This is a genomic window from Vibrio sp. V15_P4S5T153 (genome assembly GCF_963874485.1).
Taxonomy (GTDB): domain Bacteria; phylum Pseudomonadota; class Gammaproteobacteria; order Enterobacterales; family Vibrionaceae; genus Vibrio; species Vibrio anguillarum.
This window is the reverse complement of sequence record NZ_CAWNHR010000018.1, coordinates 207452-227041: the sequence shown is the minus strand read 5'-3', so window position 1 is coordinate 227041 and position 19590 is coordinate 207452. Positions and strand designations below refer to the sequence as shown.

Here is a 19590-nt window from a genome sequence, read left to right as displayed (position 1 = left end):
TATCTGGCGGCTTTTTCCAATTCTTTTTCTCCTGTTCAGCGCTATTTTTCCGCTTTTTCAATCGCGGTTCGGATGTCATTGGGTGCTAGGTTGGCTTTAAGGAAATCTAGCGAAGTTGGGGTATCAATTACCAAGCGCGATACTTTGCCAATTTGTAAAAAGCCCGACGAAATAGAGTAGTCCTGTATGTGGCCGCCGCCTTTTCTATCTTCGGTAATGAAATGTTCGTGATACCCCGGAACGTTAATACCTGTGGTGTACTGCGGGCTTCTAAAACCGGCGATAACGCCTTGTTTGAAGGTGAAATTAAATGTGGGCTGCTCTTTTACAACATCCAACATTGGGCGAAATGGGCGAGTTTGACGCGGCACGGTACGCGTTCTGACAAACTGATATAAACCGTCAATGCGTACTGCGCAGAAAATATTGTCACTGGGTACTAGCTCATCAATCAGATGATGAACGTCAGCACGAGACATTTTAGAGGTGATAGGAACTTCGACATCAGGAGTGAAAAAAGTCATGACGGCGAAGGGGGTTTGCTGCGCTAAGTGTGCGGGGTTAGCCGAACCATCGGCTTTTAATTGGAAAACTTCTTTATCAAACGCAATGAGCTCACCGTCTAATTGATTGAATGTGCCCAAGCCAAAATCGCCATGTTGCAGCAGTTGTTCAACCGTTGTTGCGCCTTCATAAACGCCAGCAATCAACGCACTCATCAACGAAGTTTGGTAAATCTCTCCATCCCCCGTTACATGATGATATTCAGCAAACTCTTTTGCTACATCGAGAGAACAAGCACAAAGCGGAGTGTAGAATCCACGCATGAGAATAACCATTTATGCAATAAAGTGTATATTTAGATTGACTTCTCCACGTGGCTAAATCCAATATAAATAAGATTTATTTCTATATGGAAAAGATATGGAGTTTCGCTATCTCAAGTATTTTGTGGCGGTGGCACAAACTCGCCATTTCACACGAGCGGCTGAAGTGTTAGGTATTGCTCAACCACCGTTGAGCCAGCAGATAAAGAAATTGGAGCATGAGCTCGATACGCTGTTATTCAAGCGGTTACCACGTGGTGTAGAGCTGACCGAGGCTGGGCAAATGTTTTATGTTGATGCGGTCACCATCTTAAATGATGTGGATCGAGCGAAGGCGAAAGTAAAACAGCTGGCGCGTGGAGAAAAAAATGAAGTGCGGATGGGCTTTGCTACTTCGGTTGCGATGAATACCCAAATATTATCCCGAGTGCGGGAGATAAGGGACAGTTTTTCAAACGTGAATCTCACCGCGGTTGAGCAAGCGATGCCAGAGTTGGTTGAGCAGTTGAAAGCTAAGCAGTTGGATATAGCATTGGTGCGTTTACCTTGTTATGCCAGTGAGTCTTTAAAGCGGGTGGTTTTATTTGAAGAGCCTTTTGTCGCGGTGATCCCTTTAGGGCATCCCTTGGCTGGAAAAGATCGCCTTACTTTAGTTCAGTTAAAAAATGAGCACGTTTTGTTGTTTCCTCGTGAAACGGGGCCAGCATTGCATGATGGTATGAAAGCGCTGTTTGACGATGTGGGTATCCGTGTCGATCAACGTTTTTCGGCTCCACAGTTGAGGTCGATGGTTGCAATGGCTCAAGCGGGATTTGGCGTAGCTGTTGTACCCCAATCACTGGCTGAACATATCGATGATTCTGCCGTGATCACTTCTATCGAGGAGATGCCTTTTAACAGCCAAATTGCGGTGCTTTGGGAAGCCAGTAACTTAAATAAGCATGTGCTTAAGGTGGTGAAGGCATTAAGTCACCAAAAATAACATCCCCAGCATGATGATACTGGGGATGAAGCGTGTCAGAGTGGTAAGGTTAATCACGCTTACTTAGCGAGTTGAATGCAAAAACTCCACTGCTTTATCGGGATAGTCCGTAAATAAACCATCCACTTTTACAGTGTTGTAGAACACATCGAGCATCCCATCAAAGCTGTCGGCATAAGGTGCAATGCGATCGGGTTCTGCGCGGAAGGTATAAGGATGAACGACTAATCCGGCGGTTTTAGCGGCTTTCATCAATGGCTTGATGATGATGTTTTCTTTGGTTGAAGCGTCGTCAACCAACATAGGTTTCCACGGGCCAATGCCATCGGCGTAGGTGGCGACTTGCTTCATGCCGTTTGCTTCGAACATCCAATCATAGCTGTATGGCTGTGCTTGGTCGCCATCATAGATCATGGTCTCATTCCAATCGGTGTAGGCCATCAATTGAACCAGTTTGAGGTCCATTTTCATTGCTGGAAGCAGTTCATCATTAATGCGTTTTAGCTCGATAGGATCAAAACATTGCAGATAAACGTTTGACTCTTGACTGTCGTAACCATATTCCTTCAGCATTTTCAGTACCGCTTTACTGATGTCTTTACCTTCATGGCGGTGGAACCAAGGCGCTTTGATTTCTGGATAAATACCAATATCGTAACCGAGCGTTTTGTTCAGCCCTTGGATCAGCTCGATCTCTTCCGCTAAGGTTGGGACGGTGAAGTCTGATTTCCAAAGAGGGAAACGGTTGGGGAAACCAGCGGTTTTATTGCCTTTGTCATCGATATTAAAACCTTCAGTTACGCGCAGGCTTTTGATCTCTGCCAGCGTAAAATCGATGGCGTAATAGCGGCCATCACCACGTGCGCGGTCAGGGAAACGCTCGGCAACGTCAGTGACGCGGTCAAGATAGTGATCGTGCAGAACCACCAATTGGTCATCCTTGGTCATCACGACATCTTGTTCAATAAAATCAGGCTTCATGCCGTAAGCAAGCGCTTTGGCTTCAAGGGTATGTTCAGGCAGATAACCGGAAGCGCCGCGATGGGCTATCACCAATGGTTCTGCTTGAACCCACGCCGAGCTGGCTAAAGTAGCCATGGAAAGTGCGAGTAGTGTCAGTTTCATATTGTTATCCTTAAAAATTCCCCCTGACGTTGCAGGGGGAGAGTTTTGATTCAAAGTGAACAGTGCGTAACGCAAATTCAACACATTTAGGTGTCAGATTTATGATGGCGTTGACGCTTTTTCTTCCGCAAGTCTGTCTTTTTCTTTATGGTGAGCACGCTCGCCAATGTAGGCATACAGCAGACAAAGGATAGAAATACCGCATGAAGCGACTAGGATCATAAAGCCGCCATCCCAACCAAAGTGGTCAACGGTGTAACCCAATACCGCATTTGCCGCTACTGCGCCGCCGAGATAACCAAACAAACCTGTTAAACCTGCTGCGGTACCTGCTGCTTTTTTCGGAGCCAGTTCCAGTGCGTACAAACCAATCAGCATTACTGGGCCATAAATTAAGAAACCAATTGCAACAAGAGCTGCCATATCGATCCCTGGGTTACCCGCAGGGTTGAACCAGTAAATCAGTACTGCAAAGGTAACAAGAACCATGAATAAGATGCCCGCAGGTGCACGACGGCCTTTGAATACTTTATCGGATATCCAACCACACAATAGCGTTCCCGGAATACCTGCCCACTCATACAAGAAGTACGCCCAAGAAGATTTATCAACGGTAAACTCTTTAGCTTCTTTCAAATAAACAGGAGCCCAGTCCAATACGCCATAACGAATGAGATATACAAAAGCGTTGGCAATAGCGATAGACCACAGCAATTTGTTAGAGAAAACGTACTTAAAGAAGATTTCCTTCGCGGTCATCTCATTCTCATGAGATTTATCGTAGTCGTCTGGGTAGTCATCTTTATACTCTTCAATCGGTGGTAAACCACAAGATTGCGGCGTATCGCGCAGCGTCATCCAAATGAAAATGGCAACTAAGGTCGCAAAAAAGGCAGGAACGTAAAATGCGGCGCGCCAGTCATCGTTAAATGCCCAAAGACCAAACAAGAAAAGGGGACCAATTAAGCCACCGCCGACGTTGTGGGCTACGTTCCATACAGAAACAATTTCCCCACGTTCTTTACGTGACCACCAGTGAACCATGGTACGGCCACAAGCAGGCCAGCCCATACCTTGGAACCAACCGTTTAAGAACAGCAAAATAAACATCGCAGTAATGCTGCCTGTTGCCCACGGCATAAAACCGAAACAGAACATCACTAACGCAGACATTAAAAGGCCTGCACTTAAAAAGTAGCGTGGGTTAGAGCGGTCAGAAACGCTCCCCATTAAGAATTTAGATAGGCCATAAGCAATCGATACGGCGGCAAGAGCTACCCCGAGATCACCGCGGCTAAAACCTTGGTCAATCAAATAAGGCATCGCCAAACTAAAGTTCTTACGAACAAGGTAGTAGCCTGCGTAGCCGAAGAAAATACTGATGAATAACTGCCAGCGCAAGCGGCTATAAGTGCTATCGAGCCGCTCAGTAGCGAGCCTCTCGATATGCGCTTGGGGTTTAAAGATACCAAACATAGTTGACCTCATTAATGTAGTGCGATGGTTCTAAAGCTCGAACGATAAAAAATGTTTCATTCGAAAGAGAACGGCATTGTCGTGTGCAACTAAATGTATTTCTGTGACAAATGTTACAAGGGAATTAATTTGTGCATAAAAACAAATGATTAGTTTTCATTTTTTCATGGTTAGTGCCATTAAATTGAGATGTAATCGTTTTCATTTTTGTTCGCGAGATGTTTGTTTTTGGTTGTTTTGTCGTCAATTAAATCGCAGATAAGGAAAGTTGGCAAAAATTGTTAAACCATGAAGTCACTCGAAACTCACTGTGAGTTCAATGATTCATATCCTTTTTGATTGGAAAGAGAGTGGCAAAATAAGCAAATAGTCCAGCATTCCTACCCAGATTTGACACTGTCTATTGATAATTCTTGCTAGCTTTGATTGGCAATTCATGTGTTACAGAGTGTCGTTCTGTGGCATTGATGCTAATAATACAAAAAGGAAGAATGATGAATAATTTTAATAAAGTCAGTGTATTGGGTTTGCTTTCATTGAGCGGATTGCTTTCTGCTCATGCACAAGCTCATGGTTGGGTCGAATTTCCGAGCGCGCGGCAAAATACCTGTTACTTAGATGGTGGTTTTTGGAGTAATACGATCCCTAATGCAGCATGCCAAGCGGCTTTTGATCAGTCTGGAGCTTATCCTTTTGTACAACGCAATGAAGTGGCGGCCAATGTGGCAAATTATCGTGACATGGCTCATGTTCAAGCTGTTGTTCGCGACGGCTTGTTGTGCTCCGCAGGTAGCAACGCGAAAGCAGGGCTAGATGTTGCTTCACCTCATTGGCAAAAAACGGCCGTGAATTTAGACGCTAATCAACAAATCGAATTAGTCTTTAATGCTACCGCGCCACATAACCCCTCTTATTGGGAGTTTTATCTCTCTAAACCGACTTATACCGGTGAGGCCCCATTAACTTGGGATGATCTGGATCTTATTGATACCAAAGGTAATATCACAGTGGGGACGGATAAAAAATATCGCATCAAGATTACCCTGCCCGCCGATAGAAGTGGTGATGCTGTGCTTTATACTCGCTGGCAACGTATTGATGCCGCGGGCGAAGGTTTTTATAACTGCAGTGATATTAGTTTTAGCGGTGGTGGATCAAACCCAACGGATCCGACAGACCCATCAGAACCTGCGCAGAATCTCAGCGATCTTGGTGGTTATCTTTCACAAGGTTTCGGTCCTGTTGAATCTGGCGATACGGTTCGTTTGCGTACCTTCGATGCCAATGGCAATGAAACGACCGATATCAGCTTAGCGATTTCAGCCAATAATACAGCAACGTGGCCAGTGGAAATGGCGGGTCAGTTTAACCAAGTGAAAAAAGGGGGATGGTTTATTGGTATTTGGCACCAAGAAATGAATCACTATATGTACGATAGCCAGAATGTATATGCTAACCGTGTGTTTGCTCCAAACGCGACTTACAGTTATCAGCTTTCTTTGCTAAAAGAGGAAACGCCACTGCCACCTGTCCCCGATAATGCTTGGAATGCGACTAAAATTTATACGTCCGGTGATGTCGTTATGCACAAGCAGCAAACTTGGACCGCGCAGTGGTGGACAAAAAATGAAGAGCCCGGAACTACGGGTGAATGGGGTGTATGGCGATAGTATTAAATAGCTATAGTATCGAGGAGTAAAAAGAGGCCATGGCCTCTTTTTACTCTCTAACTCTGGTTTAATCATGGCTTATGAGATGAGGTTATTCACACAATTTGCCTTGTTTTGCTGGTTGGGTTAACGAGTAATCACCTTCTAAACTGCGATAGATTATCGCATTCCAAATGCTGCCATCCGCCATTTCAAACTCAATGGCATAATTCACCCCGTTAACCACTTGTGAACGGACATCGATAATGTCTTTTAATTGTGCATTGCTCTCCATTTGTGCTAAAGCGCTCTTCAACGCTTCTTTAGCTTCGTCGGTAATTTCTGTCGCTTGCCAACCTCCCGGCATCAACTCGCTTGCACAGATGGGTGACGGTACGGCATCTGTTTCCGTCACCATCACGGTGGGCTCTAGAGCCTTAGTACTTTCTGTTTGTGTTTGTTGATCACACCCCGCTAACGCGAGCAAACCAAATAGAGGTAAAAGAAATCGTTTCATTGAGTTGTCCTTTGTTTTTAGAAAAGCAGAAAGGGTTAATCTGAGGAGTTCATATTAACAATTGTGGTGTGAGGAGTCCGTCAAGCTCTGTTAGGTGCGTGATAAATTATGATGATTTATTCTGACAATAAAACGTTATTACTATTTCTTACCAATATTGTCAGTTTTTAACCATAAATAACAAAGCCATTTCAACGTTAGGCTAGGTGTGATGCACATAAAAAACGCATTACATGACTGTGTGTTTTTATGTCTAGAAAAGTGATCAAGGTTGCAGAGTTGTAAGCTGATCGGCGATAAATTTTACAAATTGATTTCCATCAAAAAAGTGTGGTTTTTATGTGCTACTGTGCGCGCAAATAAAAACTATTACCTCGCCCTACAAAAAGGAAATCACAATGAAAAAAACACTTTGCGGCCTTGCCGTGCTTTCTGCTCTTGTTTCTACGAATGTTTTTGCCCACAAAGAAGGTGACTTTCTTGTGCGTGCCGGTCTTGCCGCTGTGGTGCCCAATGATAGCAGCGATGGTATTTTAGGCTCAAATGAAGAGCTTGCTGTGGACTCAAACGTTCAGCTTGGCTTAACAATAGGCTATATGATCACCGACAATATTAGCTTTGAAGTGTTAGCGGCTACACCTTTTAGCCATACTATTTCAACCAATCTTTTGAACTTAGGTGACATTGCTGAAACAAAACATCTACCGCCAACTTTTATGTTGCAATACTACTTTGGTGAAGCGTCATCGAAATTTCGTCCTTATGTTGGAGCGGGCATTAACTACACCATGTTCTTCGATGAAGGTTTTAACAGTACGGGAAGTGGTGCAACCTTAACGGATCTCAAACTCAAAGATTCTTGGGGTTTAGCGGCCAATGCTGGTTTTGATTATATGCTCAACGAACAGTGGTTTTTGAATGCGTCAGTTTGGTATGCCGATATTGAAACTGAAGCGACTTATAAGTTTGGCGGCATTGAGCAAAAAACCGATGTGACCATTGATCCTTGGGTATTTATGATAGGCGCTGGTTATAAGTTTTAGTGGTAGCAAGGTGATTAATAGAAGGCAGCGAGCGCTGCCTTTTTCAATTTCAAGCAAAAATTATATTGATAGTTATGTGCACTATTAAATGTACACATAATTATCATTTATGTTTATCTCCTTAATATACAAGTTAATTATTGTAATAAATTTTCGAGTTATTTTGGCTATTGTCTTTTTTGTGACCATTTTATTTGACGCTCGTTTTGCACTATTTTTCCGTGCTACTGGCGAGGTTGGTTTTCTTGATCCATTTTCAATGAGCGAATCATTCGCAGTCACGTCGCTGGTGGTTGATTGGATGTAAGTCGTCAGCGGATGCTAATAATAACTCTCTAGGATTGAGAAATGAAAAAAGTACAACGTCAAATGAAGTGGCTATTCCTCGCAGCCTCTATCAGCGCAGCACTACCAGTATCAGCCGCGAAAATGGTGCAGGTTGATGATCCAAGTCTACTAGAACAAGCTTTATCCATGCAGGCTCGCAGTATTGTGCCAACACAAAATGGCTTTCAGATGGTAAAAAGCGTCACTCTACCTAATGGTAAAGTCAAAGTCCGTTACCAGCAGATGTATCATGGTTTACCGGTCTTTAATACGTCAGTCGTAGCAACGCAAACTGAGAAAGGTATCGGCCAAGTTTACGGCATGATGGCGCAGCAAATTGATTCTGATGTGGTAAGTACTTCACCACAAGTTGAACAAAAGCAGGCGGTTAGTATTGCACTTACGCATTACCAACAACAAAACCCATCACTGACGAGTGCGGATCTTGTTACAGAAAACGAGCGCGCTCAATTGATGGTGCGTTTGGACGAAAACCAAATGGCTCAAATGGTTTATTTAGTCGACTTCTTTGTTGCAACCAATGAGCCTGCACGGCCATTTTTCTTTATTGATGCGAACTCTGGTGACGTATTACAAACTTGGGAAGGGTTAAACCATGCAGAGGCGACGGGTACTGGACCTGGTGGAAATCAGAAGACAGGTTTTTATCAGTACGGAACAGATTTCCCAGGGTTAGTGATAAATAAAGTAGGCAACACCTGTAGCATGGTGAATAGCGCTGTAAAAACCGTGGATATGAAGCATGCGACATCGGGTGGTTCAACGTTCAGCTATTCATGTACCGACGCGAGTAATTACAACGATTACAAAGCGATTAATGGCGCTTATTCACCGCTTAATGACGCACACTACTTTGGTAAAGTGGTGTTCGATATGTACAAAGACTGGATGAACACCACCCCATTAACCTTCCAGCTAACTATGCGTGTGCATTATGACAGCAACTATGAAAACGCCTTCTGGAACGGATCGTCCATGACCTTTGGTGATGGCCAAAATACATTTTATCCATTAGTGGATATCAACGTCAGCGCGCATGAAGTGAGCCACGGCTTTACCGAGCAGAACTCAGGGCTTGTTTACCAAAATATGTCTGGTGGTATCAATGAAGCGTTCTCTGATATTGCTGGGGAAGCAGCTGAATTTTATATGAAAGGCAGCGTTGACTGGGTGGTCGGGAGCGACATTTTCAAATCTTCCGGTGGCTTACGTTATTTTGATCAACCGTCAAAAGATGGCCGTTCTATCGATCACGCTTCTCAATACTACAATGGATTAAATGTTCACTATTCAAGTGGTGTGTTTAATCGCGCGTATTATTTGCTAGCCAACAAAGCCAATTGGTCGGTTCGTAAAGGTTTTGAAGTGTTCACCGTCGCTAACCAGTTATATTGGACAGCAAACAGTACCTTTGACCAAGGTGGATGTGGCGTCGCAAAAGCGGCACAAGACTTAGGTTATAACAAAGCGGATGTGGTTGATGCCTTTAACCAAGTGGGCGTAAATGCTAGCTGTGGCGTAGTGCCTCCAACGGGGAATGTGCTAGAAAAAGGCAAACCAGTAATAGGGTTACAAGGTACGCGAAGCTCCGAAGCCTTCTATACCTTTACGGTCGCAAGCTCAACCAGCGCTAAAGTTTCGATCAGTTTGGGCTCAGGTGATGCTGATTTGTATGTCAAAGCCGGCAGCAAACCAACCACGTCTTCGTGGGATTGTCGCCCTTACAAATCGGGTAACAATGAACAGTGCACAATTTCTGCAACACCAGGAACCACCTACCATGTGATGCTCAAAGGCTATAGTAACTACAGTGGTGTAACGTTAAGACTGGATTAATTATCTTTATTGATTAAATTTAAAGGGGCACGAGTCAGTGCCCCTTTGTTATGTAGGAGTGTATTCAACGATAGGTTGTTCAACAACCACGGTGTTTGTTTCTAGTCTTTTCTTGCCAGCTTCTCCACCTCCACAAATTCGCCTTGTCTTAAGCATCGAAACACCGATTTGTTGTTATGGCTTGCTATCGATATAACCACAGCACTTTTGTTATATGTAGTGTGAAAATGTCGTTAGATAAATTGATGGACGCAATTGCCGATCAAGGTTGGTACATATGGGATGACTTTTTAACACCAGAGCAAACCAAAAACCTACGAGCGTGTACGCCACCGCAGTTACAAGTGGCGCGAATTGGCAGGCACGATGCCTTGCAATTAGAGGTTGAAATACGCAACGATAAAATCCAGTGGATTGAAAACAGCATGGGTTTGCCTGTGCAAGACTATTTGCAACGTATGGAGCAAATTCGGCAAGAGGTTAACCGCCACTTTTTTCTTGGGCTATTTGAATATGAAGCTCATTTTGCCAAATATGAAATAGGAGCATTCTACCAAAAACACCTCGACGCCTTTACAGGCAACGCCAGCCGCAAACTGACGACGGTATTTTATATGAATGATCGGTGGTGTGGTGCTGATGCAGGTGAGTTGGTTATTTACGATGTTCAAGATCAGTATCTCGCGACGGTTGCGCCGATAGCGGGGCGTTTACTGGTCTTTTTATCCGAACGTTTTCCGCATGAAGTACAACCTACCAATGCTGAGCGTTTCAGCATCGCTGGGTGGTTTCGCATTAATGGCGTGACAGGCAACAAGCTCGATATTGCCAGTTAACGCAAAAAAGCTAATAAGTAAGCGTGGCTTGTGTGCTGCCACGCTCTTTTATCAGTCAAATTTGATCAGGGTAAAATGAGGATGTGAGCTTAATGCCTCCATCATCAATAAGGCATTGGTTTCAATTAAGTGTTCACTTTGTTCATTTTTCAACACAATGCACTCTTGTTGGTGTTCATTGCGCAGAGTGTCCATCGCGGTGCCTGAATAGGTAATACCATTTTTTAAGGTGAGCTTGACGGGCAAATGAAACAAACACGCGAGCTCAATGTAATCATATTGACTGCAAGTGACCATTATTCACTCCTATGACGTTACGCGGGCTTATTAAGATACGCGTTTTGCAAAATGTACATGCGCTTTACGTCACGATATTGGCCATTAATAAAGAATTCTTCAACTAAGTGCCCTTCTTCAACAAAGCCGGCTTTTTGGTATAAATGGATGGCTTTTTCGTTTTCCGTCGACACATGCAGGTAGATTTTGTGTAGGTTCAAAATGGTGAAAGAGTAGTCTAATGCTTTGTTGATCAAGGTTTGTGCAAACCCTTTTCCTTGGTGCTCTGGCGTGATGATGATCTGAAACTCGCCACTGCGGTGAATGTAATCAATTTCAATTAATTCAACGAGACCGATCAGTTCCTTATCTCGGTTCTCAACCACAAACCGACGCTCGGCGTTATCGTGAATGTGCTTGTTGTACAGCTCTTCCAGCTCATCAAAAGATTCATAAGGTTCTTCAAACCAGTAAGACATAATGTTGCGGTTGTTATTGAGATCATGGATAAAGCGTAAGTCACCGCGCTCTAACGCTCTTAATGATAATTGATTATTCATAGCAAACCTTCATTGAACTAAGGCATTCATCTTATGCCGACTTTGTTGCAATACAAGTGGTTAGTCAGCAATTTTTTAAAATGCGTACGCTTACGTCTTGTGATCTGATGCCGCGAGATGAATCAGTTCGGTCAGTTTGTTTATGCTTTCCTGCCATGCCATGTTGTCTTCAAAGTTCGCTACACTGAAACGGATACAGTGTTGGAATTGTCCCTGCGTTGCAAAAAGATGCCCCGGCAGGAGGCTGATTTTGTTTTGCAGGCCACGTTGATAAAGCTCAAAACTATCGATGAATGACGGAAGTGTCAGCCAGCATAAAAATGAACCTTCAGGTCGGCTTAATTGAAACTGCCCTTGCAGCGACGGGTAGTGATTGAGCGAGGTGGTGAGCAATTTGGCAAAGCGCTGCTGGTTCAGTTGGTAAGTGCGGCGCATTTTGGCTAGATGTTGACGGTACTTACCACTTTCGAGAAATTCCGCTACGGCTGATTGGATTAAATTCAAGCTGCCCATATTCTCGCTGAGCAGTATCTTTTCTATTTTCGCTTGATACTTTCCAGCGATGATCCAACCGATCCTCAGCCGTGAATCCAAGGTTTTGGAGAGCGAATTGATGTAAATAACGCGGCCTTTGCCATCCAGCATCTTCAAGCAAGGTATCGGTTTTTGAAAATACAGGCCACCAAACACATCATCTTCAATAATTGGTGTATCACCACTGACAGCCAAAAGCTGTTTACGTTTTTCCAGAGGCATTTGTGAACCGGTTGGGTTGTTAAAATTAGGCGTGACGAGAATCGCCTTAATCGGCCATTGAGATAGCGCTTGTTCGAGGGCGCTGATGTCGATGCCTTCGACACTATGGCTGGGGATCTCCACCACTTTTAAGCCTAATGATTCAAGCAACAGCAGCGTGCCAAAATAACAAGGTGACTCAACGGCCACAATGTCTTCGCGCTTGGTTAATGCACGAAATGCGAGGCTGATGGCCTGCTGACCGCCATGCGTAATGGCGATTTCTTGTGCTTTGATTTGTAGGCCCAAATCTTGCGATATTTTTAGCAGTTGTTTGACTAAATGGCTATTACCTGGCGGTAGCTGATAGTGGCTAGGAATGTGCGTTTGCTGGCGGCTGTGGCGGCCAATTTCTGCATACAAACTACGAATCGCGGCGCTTTGCGTATTAGGATGCGCTGAACCTGCGGGCATGTGATGTTTCACTGTGGGTTGAACCAAAATTGATTTAGATAAAGAGAGCAGGTCAATGCTATTGGGTTGTGGCAGCGGAATCTCCAAAGGGGTTACAGCACCTTGGACTCGATAGCCTGAACGAGGCTGAGAGTAGACGACATTCATCGCTTCTAACTCTTGATAAGCACGAATAACGGTATTTTTGCTGACAGACAGTTGTTCGCATAGCTGGCGAATGGAAGGCATTTTATCGTGTGCGTGGAATAAACCATCGTCGATGGTCTGCTTAAGATGACGTTTTACCTCAGTATATTTAGGTTCAGTATATTTAGGATCCGTGTTTTTAAGCTTACTTTTCATTCTGTACCCACTAAATTATTCAAATCTGTGCCTTTTGCGAATAACTGTACCCAAATAAAGTAGCAGCATAGAATCGATTGTGGCTAGGAATTTTGTGATGTTTGTAAGAATGATCCCGTTCTTGTTTGTCGTGCTATGGGCATCTGGTTTCGTTGGCGCAAGGTTTGGCTTAATGTATGCGGAACCTGCCACGCTGCTCACGCTGCGCATGGTGGCGAACGTGGTGCTTTTTATTGGTTTGCTGTTATTGCTCAAAAGGCGCATTCCGCGTGGTCGCCATTTGTGGCATTCCTGTATAACGGGCGTGTTGATTCATGGTTGCTATTTGGGCGGAACCTACCAAGCGATTTCTTGGGGAATGCCAGCAGGTTTAAGTGCTCTGCTGGTGGGGACGCAACCCATTTTGACTGCGCTGCTGCTGGTTTTTATGAGTACAGAGCGCTTTAATCTGGCGCAGTGGTTAGGGTTAGCTCTTGGGTTTTCTGGGATAAGTCTCGTCTTGATGGGTAACATTGAGTGGCAATCGGAAGTACACAAATGGCCTGCAATTAGTTTGTGTTTGTTATCTCTGCTCGGCATCACGCTCGGCACCTTATATCAGAAAAAATTTTGCCAAGGTGTGGATATGATTGGCAGCGCTACCGTGCAATATGTGGCTGCGTTATGCCTATTTTTACCTTGGGCTTGGAGCTTTGAAACCATGCAAGTGCAATGGACACCGACCTTTATCATGACACTGGTATGGCTGGTTGTGGTGCTGTCATGTGTCTCTATTTTATTGCTGTTGTATATGGTTGAACACGGTGCGGCCTCAAGTGTGGCTTCAGTGTTTTATCTTGTACCGCCAACCACCGCCATTCAAGCATGGCTTGCTTTTGATGAATCATTGGATGGGTTTGGTGTTGCGGGCTTCTGCCTTGCCGTTACGGCTGTTTATCTGGTGGTGAAAAAGCCGAATCTGCTGAGAAAATTGGCGAAACCGGTATTTGAGCGTTCATAAAATTCACCCCTATAAATCGAACTTAGAATGGGGTGCTCTGCTGGTGGTCGGGTAATAAATGGATAATTTCTGACTCGCGGCGGCACCTAATGACTTTGCCAATTTTTTCAGATTGATCTTAAGCGATGCACTCAAAAATGCGCTGCCCTTCCTCTGTTTTCCTAAAATATTTTACTGTGTCATCTAGTTTTAAACTAAGTGAAACACAACTGTCATATTTGCGTCCTAAAGTGAGTTTCGTTCAATACACAACGGCAATAAAGCCTCTTAAGGATATTTGTGATGAAAAAGACAGTAATCGGTGCAATCGCTCTTTTAGGTGCATTGGCAGTTAACCCAGTTTTTGCAAAAGAAACCATTTCTGCTGTTGGCTCTAGCAGCGTAACGCCATTGATGGAAGTTTTCTCTGAAACATATATGAAGAAAAACGCGGACGTGTTTATTGAGGTTCAAGGCCCAGGTTCTTCTGCCGGTATTAAAGCCGCTAAGAACGGCAGTGCGGATATTGGTATGTCTTCACGTGGCCTAAAAAGCTCAGAAAAAGAAGCATCATTAGTTGAAGAAAAGATCGCGCTTGATGGTATAGCGGTGGTTGTGCATCCAAGCAATAAAGTAAAAGGGTTGAGTGCTGAACAAGTCTCTGCTGTTTACCGAGGCGAGATCACGAATTGGAAAGATGTCGGTGGTGAAGACAAACCTATCGTTGCAATTACTCGCGATACCGCATCAGGGACTCGTGGTGCATTCGAAGAGATTATGAAACTGACAAAAAAAATCTCAGACAAGACGGTATCTGCTATCTCTCAACGAGCTCAAGTAGCTAACGGTAACGGCAGTTTGAAAACTATGGTTGCGTCTAACCCTTATTCCATCGGTTACATCTCTCTTGGCACCGTTGATAACACGGTTCATGCCTTAGCGGTAGACGGTACTGATGCATCGGTAGATAACGTGAAAAATGGTTCATACAAAGTGGCTCGTCCTTTCCTTGTACTGTACAAAAAAGGCCAACCATCCGCTCAAACGCAACAGTTCCTTGATTGGATGCTAACGCCTGAAGCTCAAAAACTCGTTGCAGAACATCACTATATCGCAGTGAACTAATAGACTCTCCCATTCGACTTGAAGGTGCAGCGACGTTGTTTCGTTCAGCCCAAACACATGCTTTATCCATGTGGATGGGAATTCACTGACTTGCTGTTTAGCCGCCACTTCAAGTTGTTTGGGGAAATAACTTTAAAAGTTTGCTTAGCCCATCGTTGGGGCTGAGCCTTTTCTATCCACGTCGATTCCATCGAATAGTGAGATTGATACTATGACCATCGCAACAAATAGTGAAAAGCTTATGAACAACGTTTCTACGCAAGCTTCCAAACGTGCACTTCGTGCTAAAAAGCGTGTGGACTGGAAAGAGCGCATTTTCCACGGGTTGTTTCTTACCAGTGCCATTATTGGCATTGTGTCTCTTGCCATCATTGCCTACTTCATTTTCCGCGAAAGTATTCCCGCATTTCAAGAAGTGGGTATCTCGGGTATCGTCCTTGGACAAGATTGGTTGCCGCCAGCTCTGTATGGTGTGGCAACTATGATTGTCGCTTCTGTGATTTCAACGTTTGGTGCGGTTATCGTTGGTGTGCCTGTGGGCGTACTCACCGCTATCTTTATTGCCGAAGTCGCACCAAAACGTGTCGCGAATATCATTCGCCCAGCCGTTGAATTGCTCGCTGGTATTCCTTCCGTGGTCTATGGTTTCTTTGGTCTTGTGATTATTGTTCCTTTGATTCAGGACATTTTCCAAGTTCCTGCGGGCAATACCATTCTCGCGGGCATTATTGTGCTTGGTGTCATGATCTTACCGACGGTGATTACCGTGTCCGAGACTTCTATTCGCGCAGTCCCTCATGCGTACAAAGAAGGTTCTTTGGCATTAGGTGCATCCAGTATTTTTACCATCTTCAAATTACTGGTACCGGCAGCTCGTTCCGGAATTATGACCGGCGTCATCTTAGGAATTGGGCGCGCGCTCGGTGAAACCATGGCCATTATTATGGTGATGGGCAACGCGCCAGCGATGCCTGAAGGTATTTTAGACTCAGCACGCACGCTGACAGCCAATATTGCGATTGAAATGTCTTACGCAAGTGGTGTTCATGCCAGTGCGCTTTATGCAACAGGCGTTGTGCTATTGGCATTCATCATGATCTTGAATGCCACATTGCTCTATTTAAACCGTGAGAGAGCGAGGTAATAGTGATGGATACAGTAAAACTAAAACGTGCCCGCCAGCTAAAAGATAACGTATTGAAAATATCTATTTGGATTGCGGCCGCTGTAACAGTCGGCTTCCTATTTTGGATTATCTGGTACATCCTTTCTAACGGGCTACAACACGTAGATTGGAATTTCGTTACTGACGATTACACCCGTACTGGCAATGAACACGGGATCTTCCCGATGATCATATCGACGATTTATATGGTGATCGCTTCTATTTCGGTGGCCGCCCCGTTGGGTATTATGACGGCGATTTATCTTACCGAATACGCCAAAATCGGTAGCCGCTTGGTGAAAGTGATCCGCTTTTGTACCGAATCTTTGGCGGGGATCCCCTCCATTATCTTTGGTCTATTTGGCATGACCTTCTTTGTGGTGATTCTAGGCTTAGGCTTCTCTATTTTGTCGGGTGCGCTAACGCTCAGCATTTTGATTTTGCCTGTGATCATTCGGACCACAGAAGAAGCGTTGATGGCCGTTCCTCAAACTTATCGCGAAGGTTCTTATGGTCTTGGAGCCTCAAAAATATACACCATTTGGCGTCTGATTTTGCCAAGTGCAATGCCCGGCATCCTCACGTCAATTATTTTGAGTATTGGTCGTGTTATTGGTGAGTCGGCTCCTGTGTTTTTAACCGCAGGAATGGTGGCACGTATTCCTGATTCATTGCTCGATTCAGGCCGCACCCTAACCGTTCACCTTTACAAGCTCACAACAGAGCTGTTCACGGTTGAAGAGTGGAATCAAGCCTACGGCACAGCAACCGTGCTGATTGTGGTTGTGCTACTGATCAACATGGTGACGAAGCTAATCGCAAGACGATTTAATACCGCTTCTTATTAAGCAGAGCGTTGGGCGCGATTTACAGAATTTTGAGAGATAACAAGAATGAACAAATTTAATATTGAAAACCTAGACCTTTTTTATGGCGATAACCAAGCGCTAAAATCAATCAACCTGCCTATTCCAACTCGTCAAGTGACAGCGCTGATTGGCCCTTCTGGCTGCGGAAAATCGACTTTATTACGCTGTTTGAACCGAATGAATGACCTCATTGAAGGCGTGACTATCACCGGTAAATTGGCGATGGATGGGCAAGATATTTACGGCAATATTGATGTTGCAGATCTGCGTATCAAAGTGGGAATGGTGTTCCAAAAGCCAAATCCGTTCCCAATGAGTATTTATGAAAACGTGGCGTATGGGTTACGCGCACAAGGGATTAAAGATAAAAAGCACATCGATGAAGTGGTTGAGCGCTCATTGCGCGGCGCGGCGTTGTGGAATGAAGTAAAAGATCGCTTGAAGTCGCATGCGTTTGGTCTCTCTGGTGGTCAACAACAGCGTTTGTGCATCGCACGTACGATAGCGATGGAGCCGGATGTGATTTTGATGGATGAACCAACGTCCGCCCTTGACCCGATTGCAACACACAAAATTGAAGAATTGATGGAAGAGCTGAAAAAGAATTACACCATCGTTATTGTCACGCACTCAATGCAGCAAGCGCGTCGTATTTCTGATCGCACGGCGTTTTTCTTAATGGGGGAATTGGTTGAACACAATGATACACAAGTGATTTTCAACAATCCTAAAGATGATAGAACCATGGGATATGTCAATGGCGATTTCGGCTAATCACTTATTGCAGCGACTAACCTGAAATAATAGCGGACTCATTATAACTATAAAGCGATGGTAACTTTGCCCCTCATACAGAGGGGCTTTTTTGTAGAAACTTCATGGCATACATATTCTTATCCGCAATATGTATTAATTGATTAATATTGGCTGAATCTTTAGGAAAAGAGGCAATACCGATACTGGTTGAAAGCTTTGCTCCCACTCCATTATCCACGAAGAAATTCTCTTTAAAACACGCTTTAATGTGGCGTTGCATAATGCTCAGTTCCATCGCATCTACGCTATGGATGATCAGGGCAAACTCATCACCCCCCATACGAAATACCGAATAATCAAAGGTTGGAATCGAATGTGTTAAGCGAAACGCTACTTGCTGCAACACACTGTCCCCTGCTTTATGACCATTTTGGTCGTTAATGGGCTTAAAGCCATTTAAGTCGAGAAGAAAGAGAGAGAAGGGGTTGTTGGTAGAAATTTGATTCAGCTCTTCAAACATAGCAAGGCGGTTTGCAAGCCCAGTTAGAGGGTCAGTTAATGCTAAGGTACGCTGAGCAACCGCTTCTTTATGAAAAATATAGCTAACTAAGCCAATGCAACCCAGCATCAAGAACATCAGCAGAAATTGTACCTGTGTTAGCCTATTTGCTTTTTCTTTTTGCTCGAGATAGATAGGGCTTTGCAGTTGAAAGTTTTGGTTTACATAGCCGATAATCTGGTCGTAAATCAAGCGAGCATGTTTTTCAAATACAGCCAATGATTTTTGATCTTTAACGGCCAGCAATAAGCTTTCTAATATTTTGAAATCATCAAAGTTGTTCTTAAAGAAATGCTGGGAATCCGTTCTCCCCATAAAATTATCCGATTCCTTACTCGTTAGAATCAAGTCAAAACGGCTCCAAATCAGCTCATACTGCAGCCAAGTATGCGCTCTCTTCTCCTTTGACTCTAGGTAATAAGGAATCGAAGCAACAAGCTCAGAATACTCCTTGGTGAGCTGGAATAAATACCAAGTTGCATAGTTACGTTGGTCGGTATAGGAGTTGGCTAAAGAGCGTGTGGTCGAAAGTATATACAAATTAGCGACGATCAAGGCGACTGACAGGACAATCAACAGTGTTTTTGCTCGGTATAGCAAGGGGTGTAAAGTGCTGTATTTTTTAAAATTCATTATTTACCGTGAATCAATAGTTTTTCTAACTGCCACACCATCTGGGTGTAATAAATGTCATTGTCTATTTGTGGATATTTATCTAGATTGTAGATCAGCCAAAACGGCCCCTTGTTTCTTATTTTCATTTCATCGCTATTCATGTGATAAGCAATAATGGGTTCATAGCGAGTTAAGTTTTCAATTGCAATATTAGCGGCGTAATCATTAATGGCCAAAAATGATACAGACGAAACCTGTCCAACTTGCAAATGATTAATTAAATCAATAACTTTAAAACCAGTGAAAGTATTTTCTTTTGGTAACCAAGGAAGCTGAGTCGTGAAGGTTTCACGAGGCAGTATCTCTGCCAATTGTGCAAGAGAATAAGTAACCCGATCTTGGTTTGGGAGGGTAATAGTTAAGCTTGCAGCATGGACAAATAAGCTGAAAAAAATAAGTGGTAAAGCGGTTATCCATCTCATCATAAACTACCTTA

20 protein-coding genes are annotated in these 19590 nt (G+C 44.0%); 11 read left to right on the top strand and 9 right to left on the bottom strand.

The features are described 5' to 3' along the window. Positions 1–41: 41 nt before the first annotated feature. Complete coding sequence (gene budA, locus AACT42_RS16535; RefSeq protein ID WP_069212237.1) at positions 42–839, bottom strand: acetolactate decarboxylase; 798 nt, start codon at positions 837–839, stop codon at positions 42–44. Positions 840–924: 85 nt separating this feature from the next. Between budA and AACT42_RS16530 the strand changes: the two genes are divergently transcribed. Continuing rightward, entirely contained in the window at positions 925–1809 is an 885-nt protein-coding gene (locus AACT42_RS16530; protein WP_094133785.1) for a LysR family transcriptional regulator, read from the top strand. A gap of 63 nt (positions 1810–1872) precedes the next feature. Here the strand turns inward: AACT42_RS16530 and glpQ are convergent, their stop codons facing one another. Both glpQ and glpT read right to left on the bottom strand, forming a co-directional pair. After that, entirely contained in the window at positions 1873–2934 is a 1062-nt protein-coding gene (gene glpQ, locus AACT42_RS16525; RefSeq protein WP_094133784.1) for a glycerophosphodiester phosphodiesterase, read from the bottom strand. A 99-nt stretch (positions 2935–3033) separates the two neighbouring features. Next, positions 3034–4410 (bottom strand): glycerol-3-phosphate transporter, encoded by a 1377-nt coding sequence (gene glpT / locus AACT42_RS16520; protein ID WP_026029046.1) that lies wholly within the window; start codon positions 4408–4410, stop codon positions 3034–3036. 494 nt (positions 4411–4904) lie between these two features. Between glpT and AACT42_RS16515 the strand changes: the two genes are divergently transcribed. Next, entirely contained in the window at positions 4905–6080 is a 1176-nt protein-coding gene (locus tag AACT42_RS16515; RefSeq protein WP_443085136.1) for a lytic polysaccharide monooxygenase, read from the top strand. A 91-nt stretch (positions 6081–6171) separates the two neighbouring features. Here AACT42_RS16515 and AACT42_RS16510 read toward each other — a convergent pair whose 3' ends face one another. Beyond that, a complete protein-coding gene (locus tag AACT42_RS16510) occupies positions 6172–6576 on the bottom strand; it encodes a cystatin domain-containing protein (RefSeq protein WP_013868124.1) in 405 nt (134 codons plus the stop codon). A gap of 398 nt (positions 6577–6974) precedes the next feature. Here AACT42_RS16510 and ompW point away from each other — a divergent pair, with 398 nt between their 5' ends. The 4 genes from ompW to AACT42_RS16490 all read left to right on the top strand — a co-directional run bounded on the left by ompW (position 6975) and on the right by AACT42_RS16490 (position 10639). After that, positions 6975–7619, top strand: a complete 645-nt coding sequence (gene ompW / locus AACT42_RS16505; RefSeq protein ID WP_026027932.1) for an outer membrane protein OmpW — start codon at positions 6975–6977, stop codon at positions 7617–7619. Between the two features lie 163 nt (positions 7620–7782). Then, positions 7783–7926 (top strand): hypothetical protein, encoded by a 144-nt coding sequence (locus AACT42_RS16500; protein ID WP_019281242.1) that lies wholly within the window; start codon positions 7783–7785, stop codon positions 7924–7926. A 41-nt stretch (positions 7927–7967) separates the two neighbouring features. Then, entirely contained in the window at positions 7968–9803 is a 1836-nt protein-coding gene (gene empA / locus AACT42_RS16495; RefSeq protein WP_094133781.1) for a zinc metalloprotease EmpA, read from the top strand. A gap of 227 nt (positions 9804–10030) precedes the next feature. Beyond that, a complete protein-coding gene (locus tag AACT42_RS16490) occupies positions 10031–10639 on the top strand; it encodes a 2OG-Fe(II) oxygenase (RefSeq protein ID WP_026027933.1) in 609 nt (202 codons plus the stop codon). A 51-nt stretch (positions 10640–10690) separates the two neighbouring features. On the opposite strand, the gene AACT42_RS16485 is transcribed toward AACT42_RS16490, so the two are convergent. From AACT42_RS16485 to AACT42_RS16475, 3 genes are all read right to left on the bottom strand, one after another. Beyond that, the gene (locus tag AACT42_RS16485) at positions 10691–10936 is read right to left on the bottom strand and encodes a Rho-binding antiterminator (RefSeq protein ID WP_013868119.1); all 246 of its coding nucleotides are present in this window, start codon (positions 10934–10936) and stop codon (positions 10691–10693) included. Positions 10937–10953: 17 nt separating this feature from the next. Then, the gene (speG, locus tag AACT42_RS16480) at positions 10954–11475 is read right to left on the bottom strand and encodes a spermidine N1-acetyltransferase (protein WP_013868118.1); all 522 of its coding nucleotides are present in this window, start codon (positions 11473–11475) and stop codon (positions 10954–10956) included. Between the two features lie 90 nt (positions 11476–11565). Next, positions 11566–13026, bottom strand: coding sequence for an aminotransferase-like domain-containing protein (locus tag AACT42_RS16475; protein ID WP_094133780.1), 1461 nt, complete (start codon positions 13024–13026; stop codon positions 11566–11568). 97 nt (positions 13027–13123) lie between these two features. On the opposite strand from AACT42_RS16475, the gene AACT42_RS16470 reads away from it, so the two are divergent. The 5 genes from AACT42_RS16470 to pstB all read left to right on the top strand — a co-directional run bounded on the left by AACT42_RS16470 (position 13124) and on the right by pstB (position 17938). Beyond that, on the top strand, positions 13124–14026 hold the full coding sequence (locus tag AACT42_RS16470; RefSeq protein ID WP_026027683.1) for a DMT family transporter: 903 nt from the start codon (positions 13124–13126) through the stop codon (positions 14024–14026). 282 nt (positions 14027–14308) lie between these two features. Then, positions 14309–15130, top strand: a complete 822-nt coding sequence (locus AACT42_RS16465; RefSeq protein WP_026027935.1) for a phosphate ABC transporter substrate-binding protein — start codon at positions 14309–14311, stop codon at positions 15128–15130. Between the two features lie 211 nt (positions 15131–15341). Next, positions 15342–16274, top strand: a complete 933-nt coding sequence (gene pstC / locus AACT42_RS16460; RefSeq protein ID WP_094134176.1) for a phosphate ABC transporter permease subunit PstC — start codon at positions 15342–15344, stop codon at positions 16272–16274. Between the two features lie 5 nt (positions 16275–16279). Next, entirely contained in the window at positions 16280–17143 is an 864-nt protein-coding gene (gene pstA, locus AACT42_RS16455; RefSeq protein ID WP_026027681.1) for a phosphate ABC transporter permease PstA, read from the top strand. A 45-nt stretch (positions 17144–17188) separates the two neighbouring features. Then, positions 17189–17938, top strand: a complete 750-nt coding sequence (gene pstB, locus AACT42_RS16450) for a phosphate ABC transporter ATP-binding protein PstB (RefSeq protein ID WP_013868112.1) — start codon at positions 17189–17191, stop codon at positions 17936–17938. Between the two features lie 73 nt (positions 17939–18011). On the opposite strand, the gene AACT42_RS16445 is transcribed toward pstB, so the two are convergent. Both AACT42_RS16445 and AACT42_RS16440 read right to left on the bottom strand, forming a co-directional pair. After that, on the bottom strand, positions 18012–19112 hold the full coding sequence (locus tag AACT42_RS16445; RefSeq protein WP_094134175.1) for a GGDEF domain-containing protein: 1101 nt from the start codon (positions 19110–19112) through the stop codon (positions 18012–18014). Next, a complete protein-coding gene (locus tag AACT42_RS16440) occupies positions 19112–19579 on the bottom strand; it encodes an oxidoreductase (protein WP_094134174.1) in 468 nt (155 codons plus the stop codon). The genes AACT42_RS16445 and AACT42_RS16440 overlap by 1 nt, the downstream gene beginning before the upstream one ends. Positions 19580–19590: the final 11 nt, after the last annotated feature.